The 18,366-nt window shown below is 53.4% G+C and carries 20 protein-coding genes, 1 pseudogene and 1 riboswitch; of the genes and pseudogenes, 14 read left to right on the top strand and 7 right to left on the bottom strand.

Features of this window, described 5'->3' with window-relative positions:
- The 5 genes from ACP5D0_RS01055 to rph all read right to left on the bottom strand — a co-directional run.
- Positions 1-280: DUF1538 family protein (locus tag ACP5D0_RS01055; protein ID WP_472363691.1), on the bottom strand; the 280-nt coding region annotated here is incomplete at its 3' end.
- 18 nt (positions 281-298) lie between these two features.
- Positions 299-700 (bottom strand): CBS domain-containing protein, encoded by a 402-nt coding sequence (locus tag ACP5D0_RS01050; protein WP_472363690.1) that lies wholly within the window; start codon positions 698-700, stop codon positions 299-301.
- Positions 697-1,050 (bottom strand): P-II family nitrogen regulator, encoded by a 354-nt coding sequence (locus tag ACP5D0_RS01045; RefSeq protein ID WP_472363689.1) that lies wholly within the window; start codon positions 1,048-1,050, stop codon positions 697-699. The genes ACP5D0_RS01050 and ACP5D0_RS01045 overlap by 4 nt, the downstream gene beginning before the upstream one ends.
- A 15-nt stretch (positions 1,051-1,065) precedes the next feature.
- On the bottom strand, positions 1,066-1,662 hold the full coding sequence (rdgB, locus tag ACP5D0_RS01040; protein ID WP_472363708.1) for an RdgB/HAM1 family non-canonical purine NTP pyrophosphatase: 597 nt from the start codon (positions 1,660-1,662) through the stop codon (positions 1,066-1,068).
- Between the two features lie 7 nt (positions 1,663-1,669).
- The gene (gene rph, locus ACP5D0_RS01035; RefSeq protein WP_472363688.1) at positions 1,670-2,389 is read right to left on the bottom strand and encodes a ribonuclease PH; all 720 of its coding nucleotides are present in this window, start codon (positions 2,387-2,389) and stop codon (positions 1,670-1,672) included.
- A gap of 173 nt (positions 2,390-2,562) precedes the next feature.
- On the opposite strand from rph, the gene ACP5D0_RS01030 reads away from it, so the two are divergent.
- The 6 genes from ACP5D0_RS01030 to ACP5D0_RS01005 all read left to right on the top strand — a co-directional run bounded on the left by ACP5D0_RS01030 (position 2,563) and on the right by ACP5D0_RS01005 (position 8,880).
- A complete protein-coding gene (locus ACP5D0_RS01030; protein ID WP_472363687.1) occupies positions 2,563-3,231 on the top strand; it encodes a MarC family protein in 669 nt (222 codons plus the stop codon).
- A gap of 183 nt (positions 3,232-3,414) precedes the next feature.
- Positions 3,415-3,624, top strand: a complete 210-nt coding sequence (locus ACP5D0_RS01025; protein WP_472363686.1) for a hypothetical protein — start codon at positions 3,415-3,417, stop codon at positions 3,622-3,624.
- Between the two features lie 252 nt (positions 3,625-3,876).
- On the top strand, positions 3,877-6,345 hold the full coding sequence (locus ACP5D0_RS01020) for a penicillin-binding protein 1A (protein WP_472363685.1): 2,469 nt from the start codon (positions 3,877-3,879) through the stop codon (positions 6,343-6,345).
- A 34-nt stretch (positions 6,346-6,379) separates the two neighbouring features.
- Positions 6,380-7,273 carry a fructosamine kinase family protein gene (locus tag ACP5D0_RS01015; protein ID WP_472363684.1) on the top strand — a complete coding sequence of 298 codons (894 nt, stop codon included), beginning with the start codon at positions 6,380-6,382 and terminating at the stop codon, positions 7,271-7,273.
- Between the two features lie 152 nt (positions 7,274-7,425).
- Positions 7,426-8,073 (top strand): adenylate kinase, encoded by a 648-nt coding sequence (gene adk, locus ACP5D0_RS01010; RefSeq protein ID WP_472363683.1) that lies wholly within the window; start codon positions 7,426-7,428, stop codon positions 8,071-8,073.
- 198 nt (positions 8,074-8,271) lie between these two features.
- Positions 8,272-8,880 (top strand): FMN-dependent NADH-azoreductase, encoded by a 609-nt coding sequence (locus ACP5D0_RS01005; RefSeq protein ID WP_472363682.1) that lies wholly within the window; start codon positions 8,272-8,274, stop codon positions 8,878-8,880.
- Between the two features lie 52 nt (positions 8,881-8,932).
- On the opposite strand, the gene mgtE is transcribed toward ACP5D0_RS01005, so the two are convergent.
- Complete coding sequence (mgtE, locus tag ACP5D0_RS01000) at positions 8,933-10,339, bottom strand: magnesium transporter (RefSeq protein ID WP_472363681.1); 1,407 nt, start codon at positions 10,337-10,339, stop codon at positions 8,933-8,935.
- A 183-nt stretch (positions 10,340-10,522) separates the two neighbouring features.
- On the opposite strand from mgtE, the pseudogene rimK reads away from it, so the two are divergent.
- A pseudogene (rimK, locus tag ACP5D0_RS00995) lies at positions 10,523-11,428 on the top strand (30S ribosomal protein S6--L-glutamate ligase).
- Between the two features lie 28 nt (positions 11,429-11,456).
- Positions 11,457-12,524, top strand: a complete 1,068-nt coding sequence (locus ACP5D0_RS00990) for a succinylglutamate desuccinylase/aspartoacylase family protein (RefSeq protein WP_472363680.1) — start codon at positions 11,457-11,459, stop codon at positions 12,522-12,524.
- Positions 12,525-12,541: 17 nt separating this feature from the next.
- On the opposite strand, the gene ACP5D0_RS00985 is transcribed toward ACP5D0_RS00990, so the two are convergent.
- A complete protein-coding gene (locus ACP5D0_RS00985; RefSeq protein ID WP_472363679.1) occupies positions 12,542-13,081 on the bottom strand; it encodes an ATP-dependent zinc protease family protein in 540 nt (179 codons plus the stop codon).
- A 180-nt stretch (positions 13,082-13,261) separates the two neighbouring features.
- Positions 13,262-13,378, top strand: a riboswitch (TPP riboswitch).
- A 66-nt stretch (positions 13,379-13,444) separates the two neighbouring features.
- Between ACP5D0_RS00985 and ACP5D0_RS00980 the strand changes: the two genes are divergently transcribed.
- From ACP5D0_RS00980 to ACP5D0_RS00955, 6 genes are all read left to right on the top strand, one after another.
- On the top strand, positions 13,445-15,565 hold the full coding sequence (locus ACP5D0_RS00980) for a TonB-dependent receptor (RefSeq protein ID WP_472363678.1): 2,121 nt from the start codon (positions 13,445-13,447) through the stop codon (positions 15,563-15,565).
- Positions 15,555-15,875, top strand: coding sequence for a hypothetical protein (locus ACP5D0_RS00975; protein ID WP_472363677.1), 321 nt, complete (start codon positions 15,555-15,557; stop codon positions 15,873-15,875). The genes ACP5D0_RS00980 and ACP5D0_RS00975 overlap by 11 nt, the downstream gene beginning before the upstream one ends.
- A gap of 9 nt (positions 15,876-15,884) precedes the next feature.
- Entirely contained in the window at positions 15,885-16,517 is a 633-nt protein-coding gene (locus ACP5D0_RS00970) for a class I SAM-dependent methyltransferase (protein ID WP_472363676.1), read from the top strand.
- A 31-nt stretch (positions 16,518-16,548) separates the two neighbouring features.
- Complete coding sequence (locus tag ACP5D0_RS00965; RefSeq protein WP_472363675.1) at positions 16,549-16,836, top strand: hypothetical protein; 288 nt, start codon at positions 16,549-16,551, stop codon at positions 16,834-16,836.
- Positions 16,833-17,495 carry a nicotinamide riboside transporter PnuC gene (gene pnuC, locus ACP5D0_RS00960; RefSeq protein WP_472363674.1) on the top strand — a complete coding sequence of 221 codons (663 nt, stop codon included), beginning with the start codon at positions 16,833-16,835 and terminating at the stop codon, positions 17,493-17,495. The genes ACP5D0_RS00965 and pnuC overlap by 4 nt, the downstream gene beginning before the upstream one ends.
- An 89-nt stretch (positions 17,496-17,584) precedes the next feature.
- On the top strand, positions 17,585-18,366 hold a 782-nt coding region (locus tag ACP5D0_RS00955; RefSeq protein ID WP_472363673.1), incomplete at its 3' end, for an RpnC/YadD family protein.

Genomic DNA, 18,366 nt, shown 5'->3' with positions numbered 1-18,366 from the left:
CAATCGCAAACCCGAATAACACAAATAACGTGACGGAACGCTTTTGCAGAAATTCATTCGACAGAGAGTTGCCCAGCGGAAACACGCCGACTTCCAACCCCACCAGAAAAAACGCCACCCCCAGCACAACAATCAAAAAGCCGAACGCAATCGCCAACCACTGATCCGGCACTGTCTGAAAGACCAGTAGCTGAAAGCCGACAATGACCAGCAAAATGGGCAGAATATTGCGCAAAGAATCCCACAGCGCCTCGCGCAATTGTTTCAAGATTTCAGACATCTCCGCGTTCGACTGTCATCAAGAATCCACCAACGACAGCACATAATCGCTGAGGTCGGTAATGCTCAGAATGCCTTTGAGTTCATTATCATCCGTTACCACCACCCGTTTCACATTCTGCTCCAACATGGTTTTGGCGGCGTATTTGACGTCGATTTTCGACGAAACGTAAAACGCCGGTTTTTTATAAACATCAAACACATTAAAGAGTTCAATGTCGCCGTCCTCCACCAGCACCGTCTGCAAAATCTGCGAATTGGTGATAATGCCATAGGCATCACTAGGCGAGTTTTTATCCACCACCAGCGACTTCAACCCTTTTCGCTTCATCAACTGCAACGCTTCTTTCAAGGTGGCATGCGCTTTAATGGTCACCACCTCAGCTTTCATCACATCCGCTACCAGCATTCTATCGCTCATGAGAACCGCTCCTCTTCCTGAATGTTCTTTTCAAACTTATGCAGCAAGGCTTTATCCAGGCCAATAATATGATTGATCGGCACGGTAAACGCCAAGCCGCGATCCTCATTGGTATCCATAAAGCCGCGCAGAGCTTTCAAGACCGTTTTGGACATGCCCTCTTCCAAGATATACAGCAGCACCGTCTGATTCCCTTCAAACGTCAAAGACAGAAACGAGCGTTTATCCTCCACCCCGCTGCCGCGTGCATTAAAGATGGTCGCGCCGGTGGCACCGGCCTCCTTGGCCACCTTTTTCAAATCCGATTCCAAATCCGCCGGCACGATGGCCACCAAGGCTACAATTTTCATAAGCTCACCCCTTTATCATTCAAATTGTGCCAACAGAGCCTGAATCGCCTGCGCACGATGACTGATCTGATTTTTAACCGATTTCGGCAATTCTGACACGGCGCAGCCGTGAGACGCCATCCAGATCACCGGATCATAGCCAAAACCGCCGTCACCGCGCGGCTCGGTCAGCACCTCACCGCACCACTGCCCCAGTCCGATGAGCGGCACCGGGTCTTCGCTGTGGCGCACCAACACCATGGCGCAATAATAGCAGGCCTGGCGATTTTCCACCCCCGCCATCTCGTCCAGCAGTTTTTGGTTATTTAAAGCATCGGTGGCCGAATGGCCGTGATAGCCTTCCGCATAACGCGCCGAATAAATCCCCGGTCGCCCTTGCAAGGCGGCCACTTCCAGGCCGGAGTCGTCGGCAATGGCTGGCAAGCCGGTTTTTGCGCTGGCGAAACGCGCTTTGATAATGGCGTTCTCAATAAAGCTCAAGCCGTCTTCCACGGCTTCTTCGGCAAAAAATTCCGATTGCGCCCGTAGCTGAACCCCCAGCGGCGCTAGGAGCTCACGCATTTCCGTCAGCTTACCGGCATTGCCGGTGGCCAGCACCCATTCACGCGGCATCGTCATCTCAAACGCCCGCCAACATGGCTTTCTGCAAACCGATCAATTCTTGAATGCCTTTTTGCCCCAAAGCAATCATCGCATTCATTTCGTCCAACGAGTAAGGTTCCGCTTCCGCCGTGCCTTGCACTTCGATAAAACGACCGTCGTCGGTCATCACCAGGTTCATATCGGTTTCGGCATTGGCATCTTCCGCATAATCCAAATCCAGCACCGGCGTACCTTGATAAATACCCACCGAAACCGAACCGACATGATGCAGAATCGGGCTTTCCGTCAAAGTGCCTTTGGCGATCAAACGCTCCACCGCCAAGGCCAAGGCGGCAAAACCGCCGGTAATGGAGGCGGTGCGGGTGCCGCCGTCGGCCTGAATCACATCGCAATCCACCCACAAAGTGCGCTCGCCCAGTGTTTGCATGTCCACCCCGGCACGCAAGGCGCGACCAATCAGCCGCTGAATCTCCACCGTGCGCCCGCCCTGTTTCCCGGCACTGGCTTCACGACGCATCCGACTGTCAGTAGAACGTGGCAGCATACCGTATTCTGCGGTAATCCACCCCTGCCCTTTGCCTTTCAAAAACGGCGGCACCTTTTCTTCCACCGTGACATTGCAGATCACTTTGGTTTCACCAAAGGCAATCAACACCGAGCCTTCTGCGTGCTTGGTAAAGTCCTTAGTCAGGGTAACTTCTCGTAATTGGTCGGTCTGGCGGCCACTGGGTCTCATAAAATAGGGGTCTCATAATATTCAGGTTCTACAGGATTTAATGGAACCTATGATTTAAATTCGCATGATTAACAAGCTCCGCCGAATTATAACAAGCCCGCCCTAGGAAACCAGCCTCAAAAATCGTTAACCTGAATTATTCACAAAAAGAAGCAACACATCGAGTAGACTGGTTGGCAAAATTAAACAACGACCGAGTGATTATGCACGACCTGATTCAGCAATTTATTATCCTCTGGGCGGTCATAGACCCGATTGGCAGCATCCCGGTTTTTTTGGCTGTCACCGCCGGGTACGCCGCGACTCAACAACGCAAAATCGCTGCCATCGCCGCGCTGACATCCGCCGGTGTTTTATTGTTTTTCATTATCGCCGGACAACTGCTGCTCGAATCCATAGAAATACCGCTTTCCGCGTTTCAAATTGCCGGTGGCATCGTCCTGTTTCTATTTGCCCTCACCATGATTTTCGGTGACGGCAAGCCCACAACCGAAAAACAGCTGATCGAACACTCTGAAGCCGACAGCCATCGCCACGCCGTCAATCAGGCGATTTTTCCACTGGCGATTCCCTCCATTGCCTCTCCCGGTGCCATGATGGCGGTGGTGCTGCTCACAGACAACCACCGCTTCGACATCACGCAACAAGCCGTCACCGCAGGCCTTATGCTTTTGGTTATTGTCATCACCTTTGCACTGCTGCTGGCGGCCACCGTCATTCATCGGCTGATTGGGGACGCCGGTGCCAGCGTCATCAGCCGTGTCATGGGGCTGATTCTCGCCGCCGTGGCCACTAATAGCATTCTTGAAGGCATCAAAACCTATTTTGCCATCGCGGTTTAATAATTTACGGTTTAATTCAGGTTCAATTAATGACTCACTTGACGAATGTGGGGTGTAAAACTTTTCACCGCCATAAGGATTCTTTCTTGACCCCAATCAAGATTTTTATTTGAATTTTCAGGGTAACGCCAGTATAGTTCGAAACTGTTGTAAGGATTCACAACTCATCTGAGGAACAAACACATGAATAATTTATTAAAAATGATTGGCGTACTGGTGGTCACAGTCGTCATCCCGTTGGCCATTTTATTGGGTATTTGGGCCGGTTTCCTGCCGCAGTCATTGCAAGTCGGCATTGGTTTGGCGGCGGTTGTGGCGTCTATCGTCATTATCGTGGGCGGCAACCTCTACCTGATCTACAGCGACATCAAAACCAAGCGTTACTCCAAGTAGTAAAGCCATACAGCGTTGCGAATCGCGGCGCGGTTTCACATCGCCCATCCAGCCCGGCCTCAACCGCCGGGTTTTTATTGTCAGTCGTTTTGCCAGGCCTGGTCTGACTGACTCAAATCCACCCCAATTGAATCGCCCTTTTGTCTGAGGCGAATTTCCCGTATAATTCGCAGAAATTTCAACAAAAACGGTCAGTTGCCCCCACCGAAACGGCCTATACTTTCAGCCCAAACGAGCCCAGACACCCCCAAAATGAGCGATGACAACCAGCAAACCCCGCCCAAAGCCGCACCGGAATCTGAAACCTCAGACGCTTCACAACACCCGACAGACACCGCACACGCCGCCAAAAAACCAACAAAAAAACGTAAGCACCTGAAACGTTTTTTCTGGCTTTCGGTGTTTCTTGGGGGGTTCGTCACCCCCTTGGTCGCGGTGCTAGTTTACGTCATCACCATCTACCCCACCCTGCCAGATGCCTCCACTCTAAAGGATGTCACCTATAAAGTGCCGCTGAGAATCGTGTCGCAGGACGGGCCACTCATCAGTGAAATCGGCACCCAAAAACGCATTCCGCTGGACTACTCCGAGATACCGGAACGCATGACACAAGCGATTATTTCTTCCGAAGATGAAAGCTTTTTCGAGCACGGCGGTGTCGATTACAAAGGCCTCGCGCGGGCGGTTTACGAGCTCATTACCACCGGCAGCAAACAGTCCGGCGGTTCCACCATCACCATGCAGGTGGCACGAAACTACTTTTTGGACAATGAAAAAACCTATTTGCGTAAATTCAACGAGATCATTCTCGCCTACAAAATCGAGCACCAGATTTCCAAGCAGGAAATCCTTGCCATTTACCTGAATAAAATTTTCCTCGGCTACCGTTCCTACGGGGTCGCCGCCGCCGCGCAGACTTACTACGGAAAACCCATCGATCAATTGTCGCTGGACGAATACGCCATGATTGCCGGTCTGCCGAAAGCGCCGTCACGCTTTAATCCAATCTACAACCCCGAGCGGGCGAAAATCCGCCGCAACTATGTGTTGCGCCGTATGTACGAAAACCACTACATCACCGAACAACAGATGAAAGCGGCGCAAGCCGTGCCGGTACACGCCAAACTCACCGGCGCGCGCATTGACATCGAAGCCGGTTACGTGGCGGAAATGGCGCGCAGCTTTGCCATTGAAAACTTTGGCGAGGCCGCACTGGAAAATGGCCTAACCATTGTCACCACCATCGACAGCCGGTTGCAGAACACCGCCAATCTCGCCGTGCGCAACGGCTTGCAGGATTACGAACGCCGCCACGGCTATCGCGGCCCGATTCAGCGCCTTGCCCCAACGGTGCTCACCGATCAAGCGCAGACGCTGAAATATTTAGACGAAGTGCCTAAATTCGGATTCCTGCAAACCGGTGTCGTCACCGGCGTGACCGAGAAGAGCGCCGAAGTCCTCATGACAAACGGTGAATCCACCGAGTTAAAACTGGAAGACATGCTGTGGGCCGCCCCCTACATCGACGTTAATAAAACCGGTCGTGAACCCCAAACCGTCGGCGACGTACTCAGTCGTGGCGACGTGATTTATCTGCAAAAGCTGAACGATGCCTGGCTGTTGGCGCAAGACCCCAAGTCGGAAGCGGCACTGATTTCCGTTGACTCAAAAACCGGGCGCATTATTTCACTGGTGGGCGGCTTCGACTATTTCCGCAGTAAATTCAACCGTGTCATTCAGGCCGAACGGCAAGTCGGTTCCAATATCAAACCGTTTCTGTATTCCGCCGCGCTCGACAAGGGCATGACCACCGCCACCCTTATTAATGATGCCCCGGTGGTTTTCCACGACCGTGCGCTGGAAGACACCTGGCGTCCTGAAAACTATTCCGGCCGTTTCTACGGCCCCACCCGTCTGCGCAAGGCACTGGCCTATTCGCGCAACTTGGTATCGATTCGCATTCTGCAAGACATTGGCATTCGTTTTGCGGTGGATTATTTCGAACGCTTCGGCTTTCCGCCGAACCAGTTAAACGCTCACCGTAATCTCTCTCTGGCGCTGGGGTCGGTGCCCTTAACCCCGTTACAGGTGGTGCGCGGCTACGCCACCTTTGCCAACAGCGGTTTTTTAATCGACCCATATCTGATTGAGTCGGTGCAGGATTTCAATGGCGACACCCTCTATCGCGCTGAGCCGCAACGCGCCTGCACCGTGCAGTGCTTGGAAGACGACCCTTTGAATGCCCCGCGTGTTATTACGCCGCAAAACGCTTACTTAATGACCTCCATGATGCAGGATGTGATTCAATACGGCTCGGGGCGCAAAGCCAAGGTTCTGGAGAGACAGGACATTGCGGGCAAAACCGGCACCACCAACGATCAAAAAGACGCTTGGTTTTCCGGCTTCAACCCCGACATCGCCACCACCGTCTGGGTCGGCTTCGACAGCCCGACCACACTCGGGCGTGCTGAAGTCGGCGGTCGCGCGGCCTTACCGATTTGGATCGACTTTATGCGTGCGGCGCTCGAACCTTACCCAAACGCCCCCTTCAGCTTACCGGAAGGGCTGGTGAATGTGCCGATTGACCGAGACACCGGTTTGGCGGTTACCGCCGACACTCCGGGCGCGTTTTTTGAAATTTTCCGCACCGACAATGCCCCCGAAATCCCCGAGTTTTCAGATACGTCGCTGGAGCAAATGACCCAGGAACTGTTTCAGTAACAGGCACCCCGAATCCCCCGCTCAAGGAGTTTGCATGAATTGGCACGCCCTATCGGACGCCGTCACCGACATGACCAACAGCCCATTTGACATTGAAAGTGCCACGGCCGTTTCCGGCGGTGACATTCACACGGCCTATCACCTGCACACCGCGCAGGGCGATTTTTTTCTGAAAACCAATCAACCTCAATGGTACCCACTATTCGAAACTGAAGCCAACAGCCTCGAAACCCTGACCGACACCCTCAGCATTCGGGTGCCCAAAGTCATCACGCACGGCCTTCTGTCACCCGAAAGCGAAAACAGCCAGGCCTGGTTATTATTGGAATACCTGCCGCTCACGACGCGCGGTGACGATGCGCAACGCGGCAAGGATCTGGCGCTGCTCCATCATCAAATTCACCCCGACAAACGCTTCGGCTGGTTCGAAGACAACTACATTGGTCACACCTTGCAACCCAACGACTGGGCGGACGACTGGATCACCTTCTATGGCGAACAGCGTCTCAAACATCAATTGACACTGGCGCAGCAAAATGGCGCACCCGCCCGCTTAATCACGGCCGGTGAACGTCTGATTGCCAGCCTGCCGCAGTTTTTCCGTGACTATCAACCCGAAGCGTCGCCGTTGCATGGCGATCTCTGGGGCGGCAACAGCGCTTTCACCGCCGACGGCGATGCCGTGTTTTTCGACCCGGCCAGCTACTACGGCGACCGCGAGGCCGACCTCGCCATGACCGAGCTCTTCGGGGGCTTCTCAGCCGCGTTTTATGAAGGATACAACAGCGTTTTTCCGCTGGACACAGGCTACGCCCAGCGCAAAGACCTTTACAACCTTTACCATCTTCTGAACCATTTCAACCTATTTGGCGGCGGCTATGGGCTCCAAGCCGAGACCCTGATGCAAACGCTTTTAAAAACGCTTTAAGAGAGGCCGCTCACCCTGAATAAGTGGCCTTTTAACGCCTTTTAACACCCAATCGCGGCCGAATTAATAAAGGCTTCCCTGTTCAATTTGATAAAATAGCCGCCACTGACATCGGGCAAAGCCCTATCTATAACCTGAAGCGAGACGCGATTATGAAATTCATTCTTCTGGGCGCACCCGGCGCCGGAAAAGGCACCCAAGCCCAATTCCTGACGCAAAAATTCGACATCCCACAAATCTCCACCGGCGATATGCTGCGCGCCGCCATCAAAGCGCAAACGCCACTCGGCCAGCAAGCTAAAGAATTTATGGACGCCGGTAAATTGGTTACAGACGACATCATTATCGGGCTGGTCAAAGACCGCATTGCCGAGCCGGACTGCGCCAACGGCTTCCTGCTGGACGGTTTCCCAAGAACGGTGCCACAGGCGGATGCCTTACAAAACGCTGGCGTCGCCATCGACGCCATTATCGAAATCGACGTCCCTGATTCCGAAATCGTGAACCGCATGGCGGGACGCCGCGTGCATCCGGCTTCCGGGCGCACCTACCACCTCACTTACAACCCGCCGAAAGTGGACGGCAAAGACAACGACACAGGTGAAGACCTGATTCAACGCGACGACGATAAACCCGAAGTGGTGCTGGATCGGCTAAACGTCTATCACGAACAAACCGCACCTTTAATCGGTTACTACACAAAGGAAGCGGCTCAAAACCCCTCGTTGAAATACATCAAAGTCGATGGCACCCAAACCATTGATCAAGTGGAAAACGCCATTCTGTCCGGCTTGAAATAAACCGCAAACCCACCTAACCCACACATCCGGATTTGCCCAGGCCTGGGCAAATCCAACGGTTCATACCGGTATTTTTTCCATATCTGTATTATTGCCAAACACGCAACAGTGATTTGCGGCTTCACGTCTTTTTTCTCGTTATCGCGTTCGCTACAATACAAACCTCCTACAATGCCTCACTTTCAGGAGCCACATAACATGACCACTCTACTTCGCATTGACAGCAGTGCCCTTTCACAAGGTTCACACTCTAAAGCACTGGCGGATTACTTTATGTCGAAATGGCAAGCGCAAAACCGAAATGCCAAAGTGCAAACCGTGGATTTAGCCGATTCACCGCCACCGCACATGGATCAAACCATGATTGATGCCATGTACACCCATGCCGAGCAACGAACGGAAGCGCAAAACACCGCCCTGATACTGTCCAACCGATACGTCGCGCAAATCCGCGAAGCCGACATCCTAGTGCTGACCACGCCCATGTACAACTTCGGCATTCCATCCACTTTAAAGGCCTATCTGGATCATATTCTGCGGGTCGGCGAAACCTTTCAATACAGCGAAAAGGGGCCGGAAGGCTTGCTGAAAGGGAAAAAAGTTTATGTGTTTATCGCTTCGGGCGGGGATTACACCCAGCCACCGATGGACGCACTGAATTTCGTCAAACCCTATTTGCAAACCGCCTTGAATTTCATCGGCATTGAAGACATCACCTTTATTGAAGCCCCTGGCATGGCGATGGGCGAAGACGTTGTAACCGCTTCGGAAGCGGCCGCCAAAGCCCAAATCGACACACTACTTTGACAATGGAAATGCCCAGGCCTGGGCACTTTCGGGTTTAACGGCTCATGAACACTTAATGCAGCAACAGCAAGGTCGCCAGGCCGAGGAAGGATAAAAATCCGACCACATCGGTGACGGTGGTGAGAATCACCGCACCGGAAAGCGCCGGGTCGATTTTCATGCGCTTTAAAATCAATGGAATGGCAATGCCGGACACATTCGCCACCGTCATATTAATCACAATCGCCAAGGTAATCACTAGGCTCACCGTCCAATTCGCAAACCATAGCTGTGCAATCGCACCCACTACCAGCGCCCACACCAAGCCGTTGGCCGCACCGACCCAAAGCTCTTTATTAAACAGCCACCAACGGTTGTTGCCACCGATCTGCCCCATCGCCAGACCGCGAATAATCACCGTCAGCGTCTGACTCCCCGCAATGCCGCCCATGCTGGCCACCACCGGCATCAACACCGCCAGCGCCACCACCTGAGACAAGACCGCTTCAAACTGACCAATGACATAGGCCGCCAGAAAGGCAGTCGCCAGATTAATGCCCAGCCAGATGCCGCGACTTTTGGCACTGGTCATAATCGGGGCAAACAGCTCTTCATCGTCGCGCACACCGGACATCCCCAACAGGGTACTGTCGGCATCTTCACGCGTGATTTCCATAATGTTGTCGATATTTAACTGCCCCACCAGCAGGCCTTCGGCATTCACCACCGGCACAAAACGTAATCCTTTAGAGCGCAACACCACTGCGGCATCGTGCACATCCATTTCATCCAACAGCGACTCGGATTGATACATCACATCCGCCACCTGGGTTTCCTGAGGATTTTTCACCAAATCCACCAGACTGAACGCCCCCACCAACCGATTCTCTTTATCGGTGACCATAAACTCCTGAGAACGCTCATCCAGCAACCCTTTGATGCGAATGTAACGCTGCACGGTTTCCAAGGTCACATCCGATTTGACATTCACCGTATTCGGATCCATGTAACGCCCCACGGCATCCTCGTCGTAGGCATGCAGCACCTGCACCTGTTCACGCATACTGTCATCAAGCGACTCGATAACGGCTTCCTTCACCTCCGGCTCCGCCGTTTCCAGAATCTCGGCAATGTCCTGCGCATCCAGATCCTTGGTCAGATCCGACAGTTCCGCCGGGGCCATATCCAACATTAACGCGGTTCGAACGTCTTCACCGACTTCCGCCAGCACTTCCCCTTTTAGGTCATCCGGCACACACACCCAAATGCGTGCGCGATCATGGCTGGGGAAGGACGCCAGCAAATGGGCGGTTTCAATGTCGCTTTGTTCGGCCAGAAAGCTGCAAACCCTGGTCTGGTCAGCTTCCGCCAATAGGGTTTGCAACTGAATCAGTTTGTCTTCGGTTCTTGGTTGAACATCGGCCGCCAGCGCATCGGTTTCTGGCTGAAGCTCATTTGGGGCGTTCGTTTGATGGGACATAATCAATTCTAAAGCAAGGTCAGACGTTTTCGGAAGGCCTTTATACCCTAAAAACACGCTAAACAAAAGCGTTTGCACCACAATGCCAACCAACACTGCATTTTCATCTCACTGGAAACGCAATCGGAGTAAAATGAAGATCAATCCAATCTCTCGTACAAACCGCACTAAGAGTTGTCCTTTATGAAAATCGCCATTTTATCGCGCAATGCGCACCTCTATTCCACCCGCCGCCTGATTGAGGCCGCTGAACAGCGCGGTCACGAAGTGCATGTCATTGACGCCCTGCGCTGCTACATGAATATTTCCTCCAATCACCCGCAAGTGCATTACAAAGGCGACATTCTGGAGGGGTTCGATGCAGTGATTCCCCGCATCGGCGCGTCCATTACCTTCTAGGGTACGGCGGTGCTGCGCCAGTTCGAAATGATGGGGGTTTATCCGCTGAACGAATCGGTCGCCATTTCCCGATCGCGTGACAAACTGCGCAGTTTGCAACTATTGTCACGCCGCGGGGTCGGCCTGCCGGTGACCGGTTTCGCTCACTCGCCAGACGATGTCAATGATTTACTGCAAACCGTCGGCGGTGCGCCGGTGGTCATCAAATTACTGGAAGGCACCCAAGGCGTTGGCGTGGTGTTGGCGGAAACCCATTCCGCCGCCGAATCGGTCATTCAAGCGTTTAACGGTCTAAAAGCCAATATTCTGGTGCAGGAATTCATTAAAGAAGCCCGCGGGGCGGATTTACGCTGTTTCGTCATCGGTGGCAAGGTGGTCGCCTCCATGAAGCGTCAGGCCAAAGAAGGCGAATTTCGCTCCAATCTGCATCAGGGCGGCAGCGCCACGCTAATACGCATCACCCCGGAAGAGCGCGCCACCGCCGTGCGCGCCGCGAAAATCATGGGGCTGAATGTCTGCGGTGTCGATTTACTGCGCTCCAATCACGGCCCAGTGGTGATGGAAGTCAACTCCTCACCCGGCATTGAAGGCATTGAAACCGCCACCGGCAAAAACATCGCCGGACAAATCATTGAATTCATTGAAAAAAATGCCAAACCCCACCACACCAAAACCCGTGGACAAGGCTAACACCACTCATCATCAGGAAGCCACCGTCATGAAAAAGCTGGCCAATCACGACATCACCATTGGCGAAGAAGTGATTCACCCGGGTGAACGCAAAACCGTCGATCTACAAGTCGGCAAGCTGTACACCCACGGCGAACTGAATATGCCGGTGCAAGTGATTAACGGCAAACGCAAAGGACCAACACTGTTTATCAGCGCCGCCATTCACGGTGATGAACTCAACGGCGTGGAAATCATTCGCCGACTGATGAAAGTCAAGTCGCTGCAACGCCTGAAAGGCACTCTGATTGCCGTGCCCATTGTGAATCTGTACGGTTTTATCAATCAAAGCCGCTATCTGCCGGATCGCCGCGATCTCAACCGCAGCTTTCCCGGTTCGTCAAAAGGCTCGCTGGCCGGACGCATGGCACACCTGTTTCTCAATGAAATCGTGGGGCAATGCAGCCACGGCATCGACCTGCACACCGGCGCCATCAACCGCACCAATCTGCCGCAGATTCGCGCCAATCTCGAAGACGAAGAAACCCTGGCCATGGCGACCGCGTTCGGCGCACCCTTGATGATGAACATGAGCTTGCGCTCCGGCTCGCTGCGCGCCGCCGCCGTCAAAAAAAACATTCCCATTCTGCTGTATGAAGCGGGCGAAGCCTTACGGTTTGATGAACTGGCGATTCGCGCGGGCGTTAAGGGAATCCTGAATGTGATGAAGCATCTTGGCATGATTCCACTCGGCCGCGCCCCCAAAACCGTCGTTAAAAACCCGGTCATTGCGCGGTCCAGTTATTGGGTGCGTGCGCCGCACAGCGGCATTTTCCGAGCACTGGTCAAGGACGGCGACCGGGTGCAAAAAGACCAAACCTTACTGGGGGTGATTTCCGACCCCTTCGGTGAAGCGGAATTTGAAATTTACGCCAATGCCAGCGGCATTGTGATCGGGCAGATGGTGATGCCGTTGGTCAATGAAGGCGAAGCCCTCTTCCACATTGCCCAGTTTGCCCGCACCGACATCGCCGAAGAACGGGTGGAGTCCTTTTCCGAAGCCATTTATACCGATGAACGCCTGCCTTACGACTCGGACGATATTCCATCGTTTTAACCCGATTTTAATCGCGTTTAACGACAATCCGGGTGGGTTAAAAACCGTTGATTGGGATCCACCCGAAACGGGTCGCGCATGGCGGAACGCCCAATCAGCATCGGGTAATTCAAATGGCTGCGATTCACCAGATTCACTTCCAGCGTCTGCTGCCGATTCCCCAAGCACACCGGCAAGGCCACCACCGGACGAAACTGCACCCCACCGTTTTTGGTTTTGATTTGCGCCATGCGCAGAAACGGCGCGTCCAACCAAACGGACTGCACGGTTTGAAACCGCATCCAGGCCTGGCCATTCTTCAGAAACGGCTGTATGCCCACGGCATGCAAGGACGAATGATCCGCCCCCGTGTCCATCTTCGCCAGCACCATCAACTCATAGGGTTCCAACTGCACCCGTTCCACCCAACCGACCGTTAACAAGGGTTCTGTTGATGACGGCTGCGGCGGTTGTGGCGGTTTCGGCGCGGTCGCAGGCAACGCCGCCGCCATTTGCGCCCAAAGCCAACACGCGATTCCAAGACCTGTTCTCATCCGCCGCTGAACGCTCTCCGTCATGTCGCCTCCTGATTGCCATTCCGTTATCAAGCTATTTTAACGTTTTCTGCCAGGCCAGGTGGATTTGGCATGGGAGCCGACCGTGCAACAAAACACCCAAGTGACTTTCAATGCCGACCAAAATTCGTTTATAATCCATTTCGCGCCACAAAGTGCGCACCGCAAGACAGCCATGTCTTGCCTTTAGCCGAGGGGTGGTCTCGCCAAGCAATTTGGCCAGGCCTGAGATTCCGCAAGGAGAACCCTTAACACCTGATCCAGTTAATACTGGCGTAGGAACAGGCTGCACGTCTCGACCTTTCACTTCTCCGCTGAAAAACCGAACGGCATTCCTGTCCTTTTTAACCTAAAAAGGAAGTTACGATGCTTTTAAAACCGATTTTTGCCGCACTGCCGGCCACCGTTTTCACCGCTGGGCTACTGCACCAAACCCCCACACTGGCGAATGAAACCGCCACCAACACAGCCAACCAAACCGTCAAACTGCAAGCCGTCACCGTGGAAGCCGATTTCCGCGAAGAGGACATCCAACAGAGCAGCAACAGCGTCACCGTTGTGACCCCAGTGGAAATGGAAGAACGCAATGCGCAGAACCTAGAAGATGTGATTGGCCTCATGCCCAATGTCAATGCCTCCAGCGGCGCGTCCCATGCCAATTATTTTCAGATTCGCGGCATGGGCGTGACCGAACAATTCACCACCCCGATTAACCCGTCGGTCGGCGTGCTGGTGGACGATTTCGACTACAGCCAAACCGGTGCGGCGGCGACGATGTTTGACGTCAAACAGGTGGATGTGTTGCGCGGCCCGCAAGGCACCCGCTTCGGTGCCAGTGCGCTGGCCGGGGTAATTGCGGTGGAATCCAATGAAGCCAATTATCAACCTGCGGCGCGACTGGAAGGCACCGTTGGCTCACACAACACCTATGCCGGTGGCGTCATGCTCAACGGCCCGATTATCGACGACACCTTGGCCGGTCGTCTCGCCGTCTATCAATACAACTCCGACGGCTATATAGACAACGATCATCTCGACAAACACAATACCCAGAAAAACGATGAACTCACGGCACGCGCCAATTTAAAATGGGACGTCAATGATCGTTTAACGCTGGATTTAAAGCTGTTGCACATCAATATCGACAACGGCTACGATGCCTTTAATTTTGATAACGGCACCACCACCCTGTCCGATAACCCCGGTCAAGACAGCCTCAAAACCGACGGCCTTGCCCTCAAAGCCGATTATGCCATGACCAACGCCGTGGACATGGTGGCGGTGGTGACTCAGACCCAAAGCAAAAGCGTCTATTCCTACGATGCCGACTGGGCCTACACCGGCTTTTCACCGACCCACGCCACCCAGACCGATTATGCCGAACGCAAACGCAGCAATCAATCGCTGGATCTGCGCTTTCTATCGTCTGAAAACGGTCGCATTTTCAACAACACTACCGAATGGGTGGCTGGGCTGTATTACCTCAAACAAGATGAAAAATACCAGGGCCACTACGTTTACGACGATTACCACACAAACTACTACGAAGAATACCCATCCGGCTATCGCTACAACACCGAAAGTAAGGCCGCCTACGGCCAGCTGGATCATCACCTGACGTCGAAATGGACACTGATTGCCGGTCTCCGCGCCGAGCTGTACAGTTATGATTACGACGGCACCGTCACCGGTTTCCGTAAAAAAGCTGATGAAACCCTCTATGGCGGCAAAGTCGGCGCCCGTTATCAAATCAACCCAAATCATTTAAGCTTTGTGACCTTGTCCAGAGGCTATAAACCCGGCGGAGTGAATGATGACAGTCAGCTACCGGCCGATGAAGTGGTGTTTGACACCGAATACTTGTGGAATCTGGAAGGCGGCTTAAACTCCTCCCTGCTGAATAACCGTTTGAACACCCGCTTAAACGTCTTTTACGGCTGGCGCAAAGACCAACAACTGCAAAACTCCAAAGAAGAAGCCAACGGTGACTGGATTCTGTGGACCGACAATGCCGCTGAAAGCGAATACTACGGTCTGGAAGCGCAAGGCGACTGGTTGATCGTGGACGACTTCCGCGCACTGGCCTCACTCGGCCTGCTGCACAGCACCTTTACCGATTACACTTATAAAGGCGAAAACCTCGACGGTCGCGATGTGGAGCGCGCACCCAGCTACACTTTTAACCTCGGCGGCGAATATTATCTCAACCACCACTGGACCTGGTCGGCCAACATTGAAGGCAAGGATGCGTACTATTTCTCCAACACCAAGCCACAGAAATCCAAAGCCTATTCGCTGGTCAACAGTGCACTGACCTACCAACGCAAAGCTTGGACCGTCACGCTCTGGGGCAAAAACCTCGGCGACACCCAATACGCCACCCAAGGTTTTTACTTCAATGCCGACCCCCGAACGCCGGACGCGGCACTTTACACCCAACAAGGTGCCCCCAGAACCTACGGCGTAACGGTGGCGTATGACTACTAACGCCACCGCTTCGCCAAAAAAAGCGATGCGGGTGTCGGTGTCCGTTACCTTGCACGGGGCGGACGCCGACGTGACGCTTCGCGCCTTGACGGCACAGCTAGCCGCCAACATGCACGACATTCACTGTGCGCCAACCCCGATGGGGCTGGAACTGTTCGGCGACTATCACCGGCTGATGCCGCTGTTGAGCGAACGACTGCTTCCCTTTCTGGCGCAGACATCTCATGGAATGTCAGCGGCCAGCGTCACGCTCGCTGGCCAAGCCGCCTGTCCTTATCCAGCTCCCTTGCAACCACTGCCAACCACTTAGGAGAAACCTATGCCCAAGACTCAAGGTTACGACCGGTTTTCAGAAAAATACGATCAATGGTACGACGATCACCCCAGCCTCTATCAATCGGAACTGGCGCTGCTTCAGCATCTGTTGCCATCCGGCGAAGGCATTGAAATCGGTGCGGGCACGGCGCGGTTTGCCGCGCCCTTGCACATCGCCACCGCCATCGAGCCGTCCGCCGCCATGCGCGCGCTGGCCGCCAAACGCGGCATTCAGGCATTGGACGGCGTGGCGGAAGCCCTGCCAGTGGCCGAAGCCAGTCACGATTTCGCCCTTTTTGTCACCGCCATCTGCTTTGTCGATTCGGTGGAAAAAGCCTTGTCGGAGGCGTTTCGAGTGGTCAAACCGAATGGCTGGGTGCTGGTGGCGTTTATTGACAAACACAGTGAACTCGGCCAGCAGTATCAACAGTTAAAAGCCGATAATCCTTTCTATGCTCAGGCGCAATTTGTTTCCGTGGACGACATCACCACGCAACTGAAACACGCCGGTTTTGCCGCGCCCGAGTGTTATCAAACCCTGTGTCCGCAGGACATGGATCAAACAGACACCCTACCGTTTAAACCGGGGTTTGGCGACGGCGCTTTTGTGGTGGCCAAAGCGCAAAAACCCGCTTAACCACGCATTCACTCATCACTAAGGAAAGACTATGACCTTACAAGCGTCCATTGACATCAGCATGTACCCACTGACAGAAGGCTACTGCCAGCCGATCATTGATTTTATCAACCGCCTCAAAGCTCAGCCGAACATTAAAGTGGTGCAAAACACCCTCAGCACCCAAATTTTCGGCGACTATCGCACCTTAATGGCCGCACTCACCGAGGACATCGAAACCGCGCTCACCCAGCAACCAAAAACCGTTTTCGTGCTCAAGCTGGTGGGCGGCGACCGCTCGCAAGCCGACATTGAACGCTGCAGTGCCGAGAGCCTATGACCCAGCCAGCCGCTGACGGTTTTCTCCAGGCCTGGTTGAATTCATTCACCGCCCTGTCCGGCTGGGAAATCGCCGCCACCCTGCTGGGGATGGGTTACATTCTCTTTGCCATCCGCCAGTCCGTCTGGGCGTGGCCTTGTGCCTTTTTCAGCACCTTGATTTACACCCTATTGTTCTGGCAAGGGCAACTGCCCCTGCAAGCGGCGCTGAACGCCTATTATCTGATGATGGCGCTCTACGGTTTCTGGCTGTGGCGGCAACCGGCGACACCCGATGCCGAAGCGCGCAGCGGCGTCACCGTGCACACCAAACCTTGGTATTTTCACCTGCTGTACCTCGCCTGTGGTTTCGGCGTCACCTTCACACTGGGCGGATTTCTGGAAAACGGCGCTCACTCGCGATTGCCCTACCTCGATGCCGGGGTGATGGTGTTTTCGGTGATGAACACCTTTCTCATGGCGCGTAAAGTGCTGGAAAACTGGCTCTACTGGCTGGTGATTAATTCCGCCGCCATCGTGCTTTACTGGCAAACCGGCTATTACGTCACCCTGGTGATGTTCGTGCTCTATTTCGGTTTAGCAATTGTCGGTTATCGCGAATGGCGCCAGGCCTGGCAAAATTCATCCAACCATTCCGACCCACCTCGCTTCCATGACTGAATAGACTGAAAACACTGGGTCTGCAAACCTTATTTTGCTAGACTGACTCGGTGAACTTTTTTTGACACCCGTCATGGCATGGAGGCTAAATGACTGACCCGACCCAGGATACCGCGCATCAAGATCATGACAGCCCTTGGAAGGAAGCCCTTGAACGACGTTTTCCTGAATTCTTGTCATTATTATTCCCTAAGGTGTTTCAACAAATTGATTGGCAGCAACCCATTTCCTTTCTGGACAAGGAACTGCAACAGATTTTTCCCCAATCACATAATGGCCGTACTTATGCGGACAAGCTCATTCAAGTAGCCTTTAAAAACGGGGATACTCATTGGGTGCTGATTCATGTCGAAATCCAAGGGGAGCCAGAAAAAAACTTTGCCAAACGCATGTTTCGGTATTATTACCGCATTCAAGATAAATACAATCAGGACGTCATCAGCCTCGCCGTTCTGAGCGACAATCACCCAAACTTCCGACCAAGTTGTTATGAATTCGCTTTGAGTGGCTGCAAAATCCGATTTGATTTCCCAATGGTGAAGTTGCTTGACTGGCAAGACAACCTCGAAATACTGTTGAACAGTGAGAACGTCTTTGCATTGATTGTGGCGGCACAGTTGCAAGCCAAACGACTTAATCAACCTCGGCAAAGGCTGGAGGCCAAGATCCAGTTGATTCGATTGCTGTATCAACGGGGGTATTCGCGAGAAGAGGTCATTGAATTATTTCGTTTTATTGACTGGATGATTCGATTACCGGATAATCTGGAGATTCTATTTAAACGTACGCTGGATCAAATCGAAGAGGAGCAACAGATGGCCTATGTAACATCCGTGGAACGCCTTGCCATGCAAGAAGGCAAGCAAGAAGG

The sequence above is a fragment of the Hydrogenovibrio sp. genome (assembly GCF_049975065.1).
Classification (GTDB): Bacteria; Pseudomonadota; Gammaproteobacteria; order Thiomicrospirales; family Thiomicrospiraceae; genus Hydrogenovibrio.
Note: the sequence above shows the minus strand (reverse complement) of the source record. Positions and strands in the feature narration are given on the sequence as shown.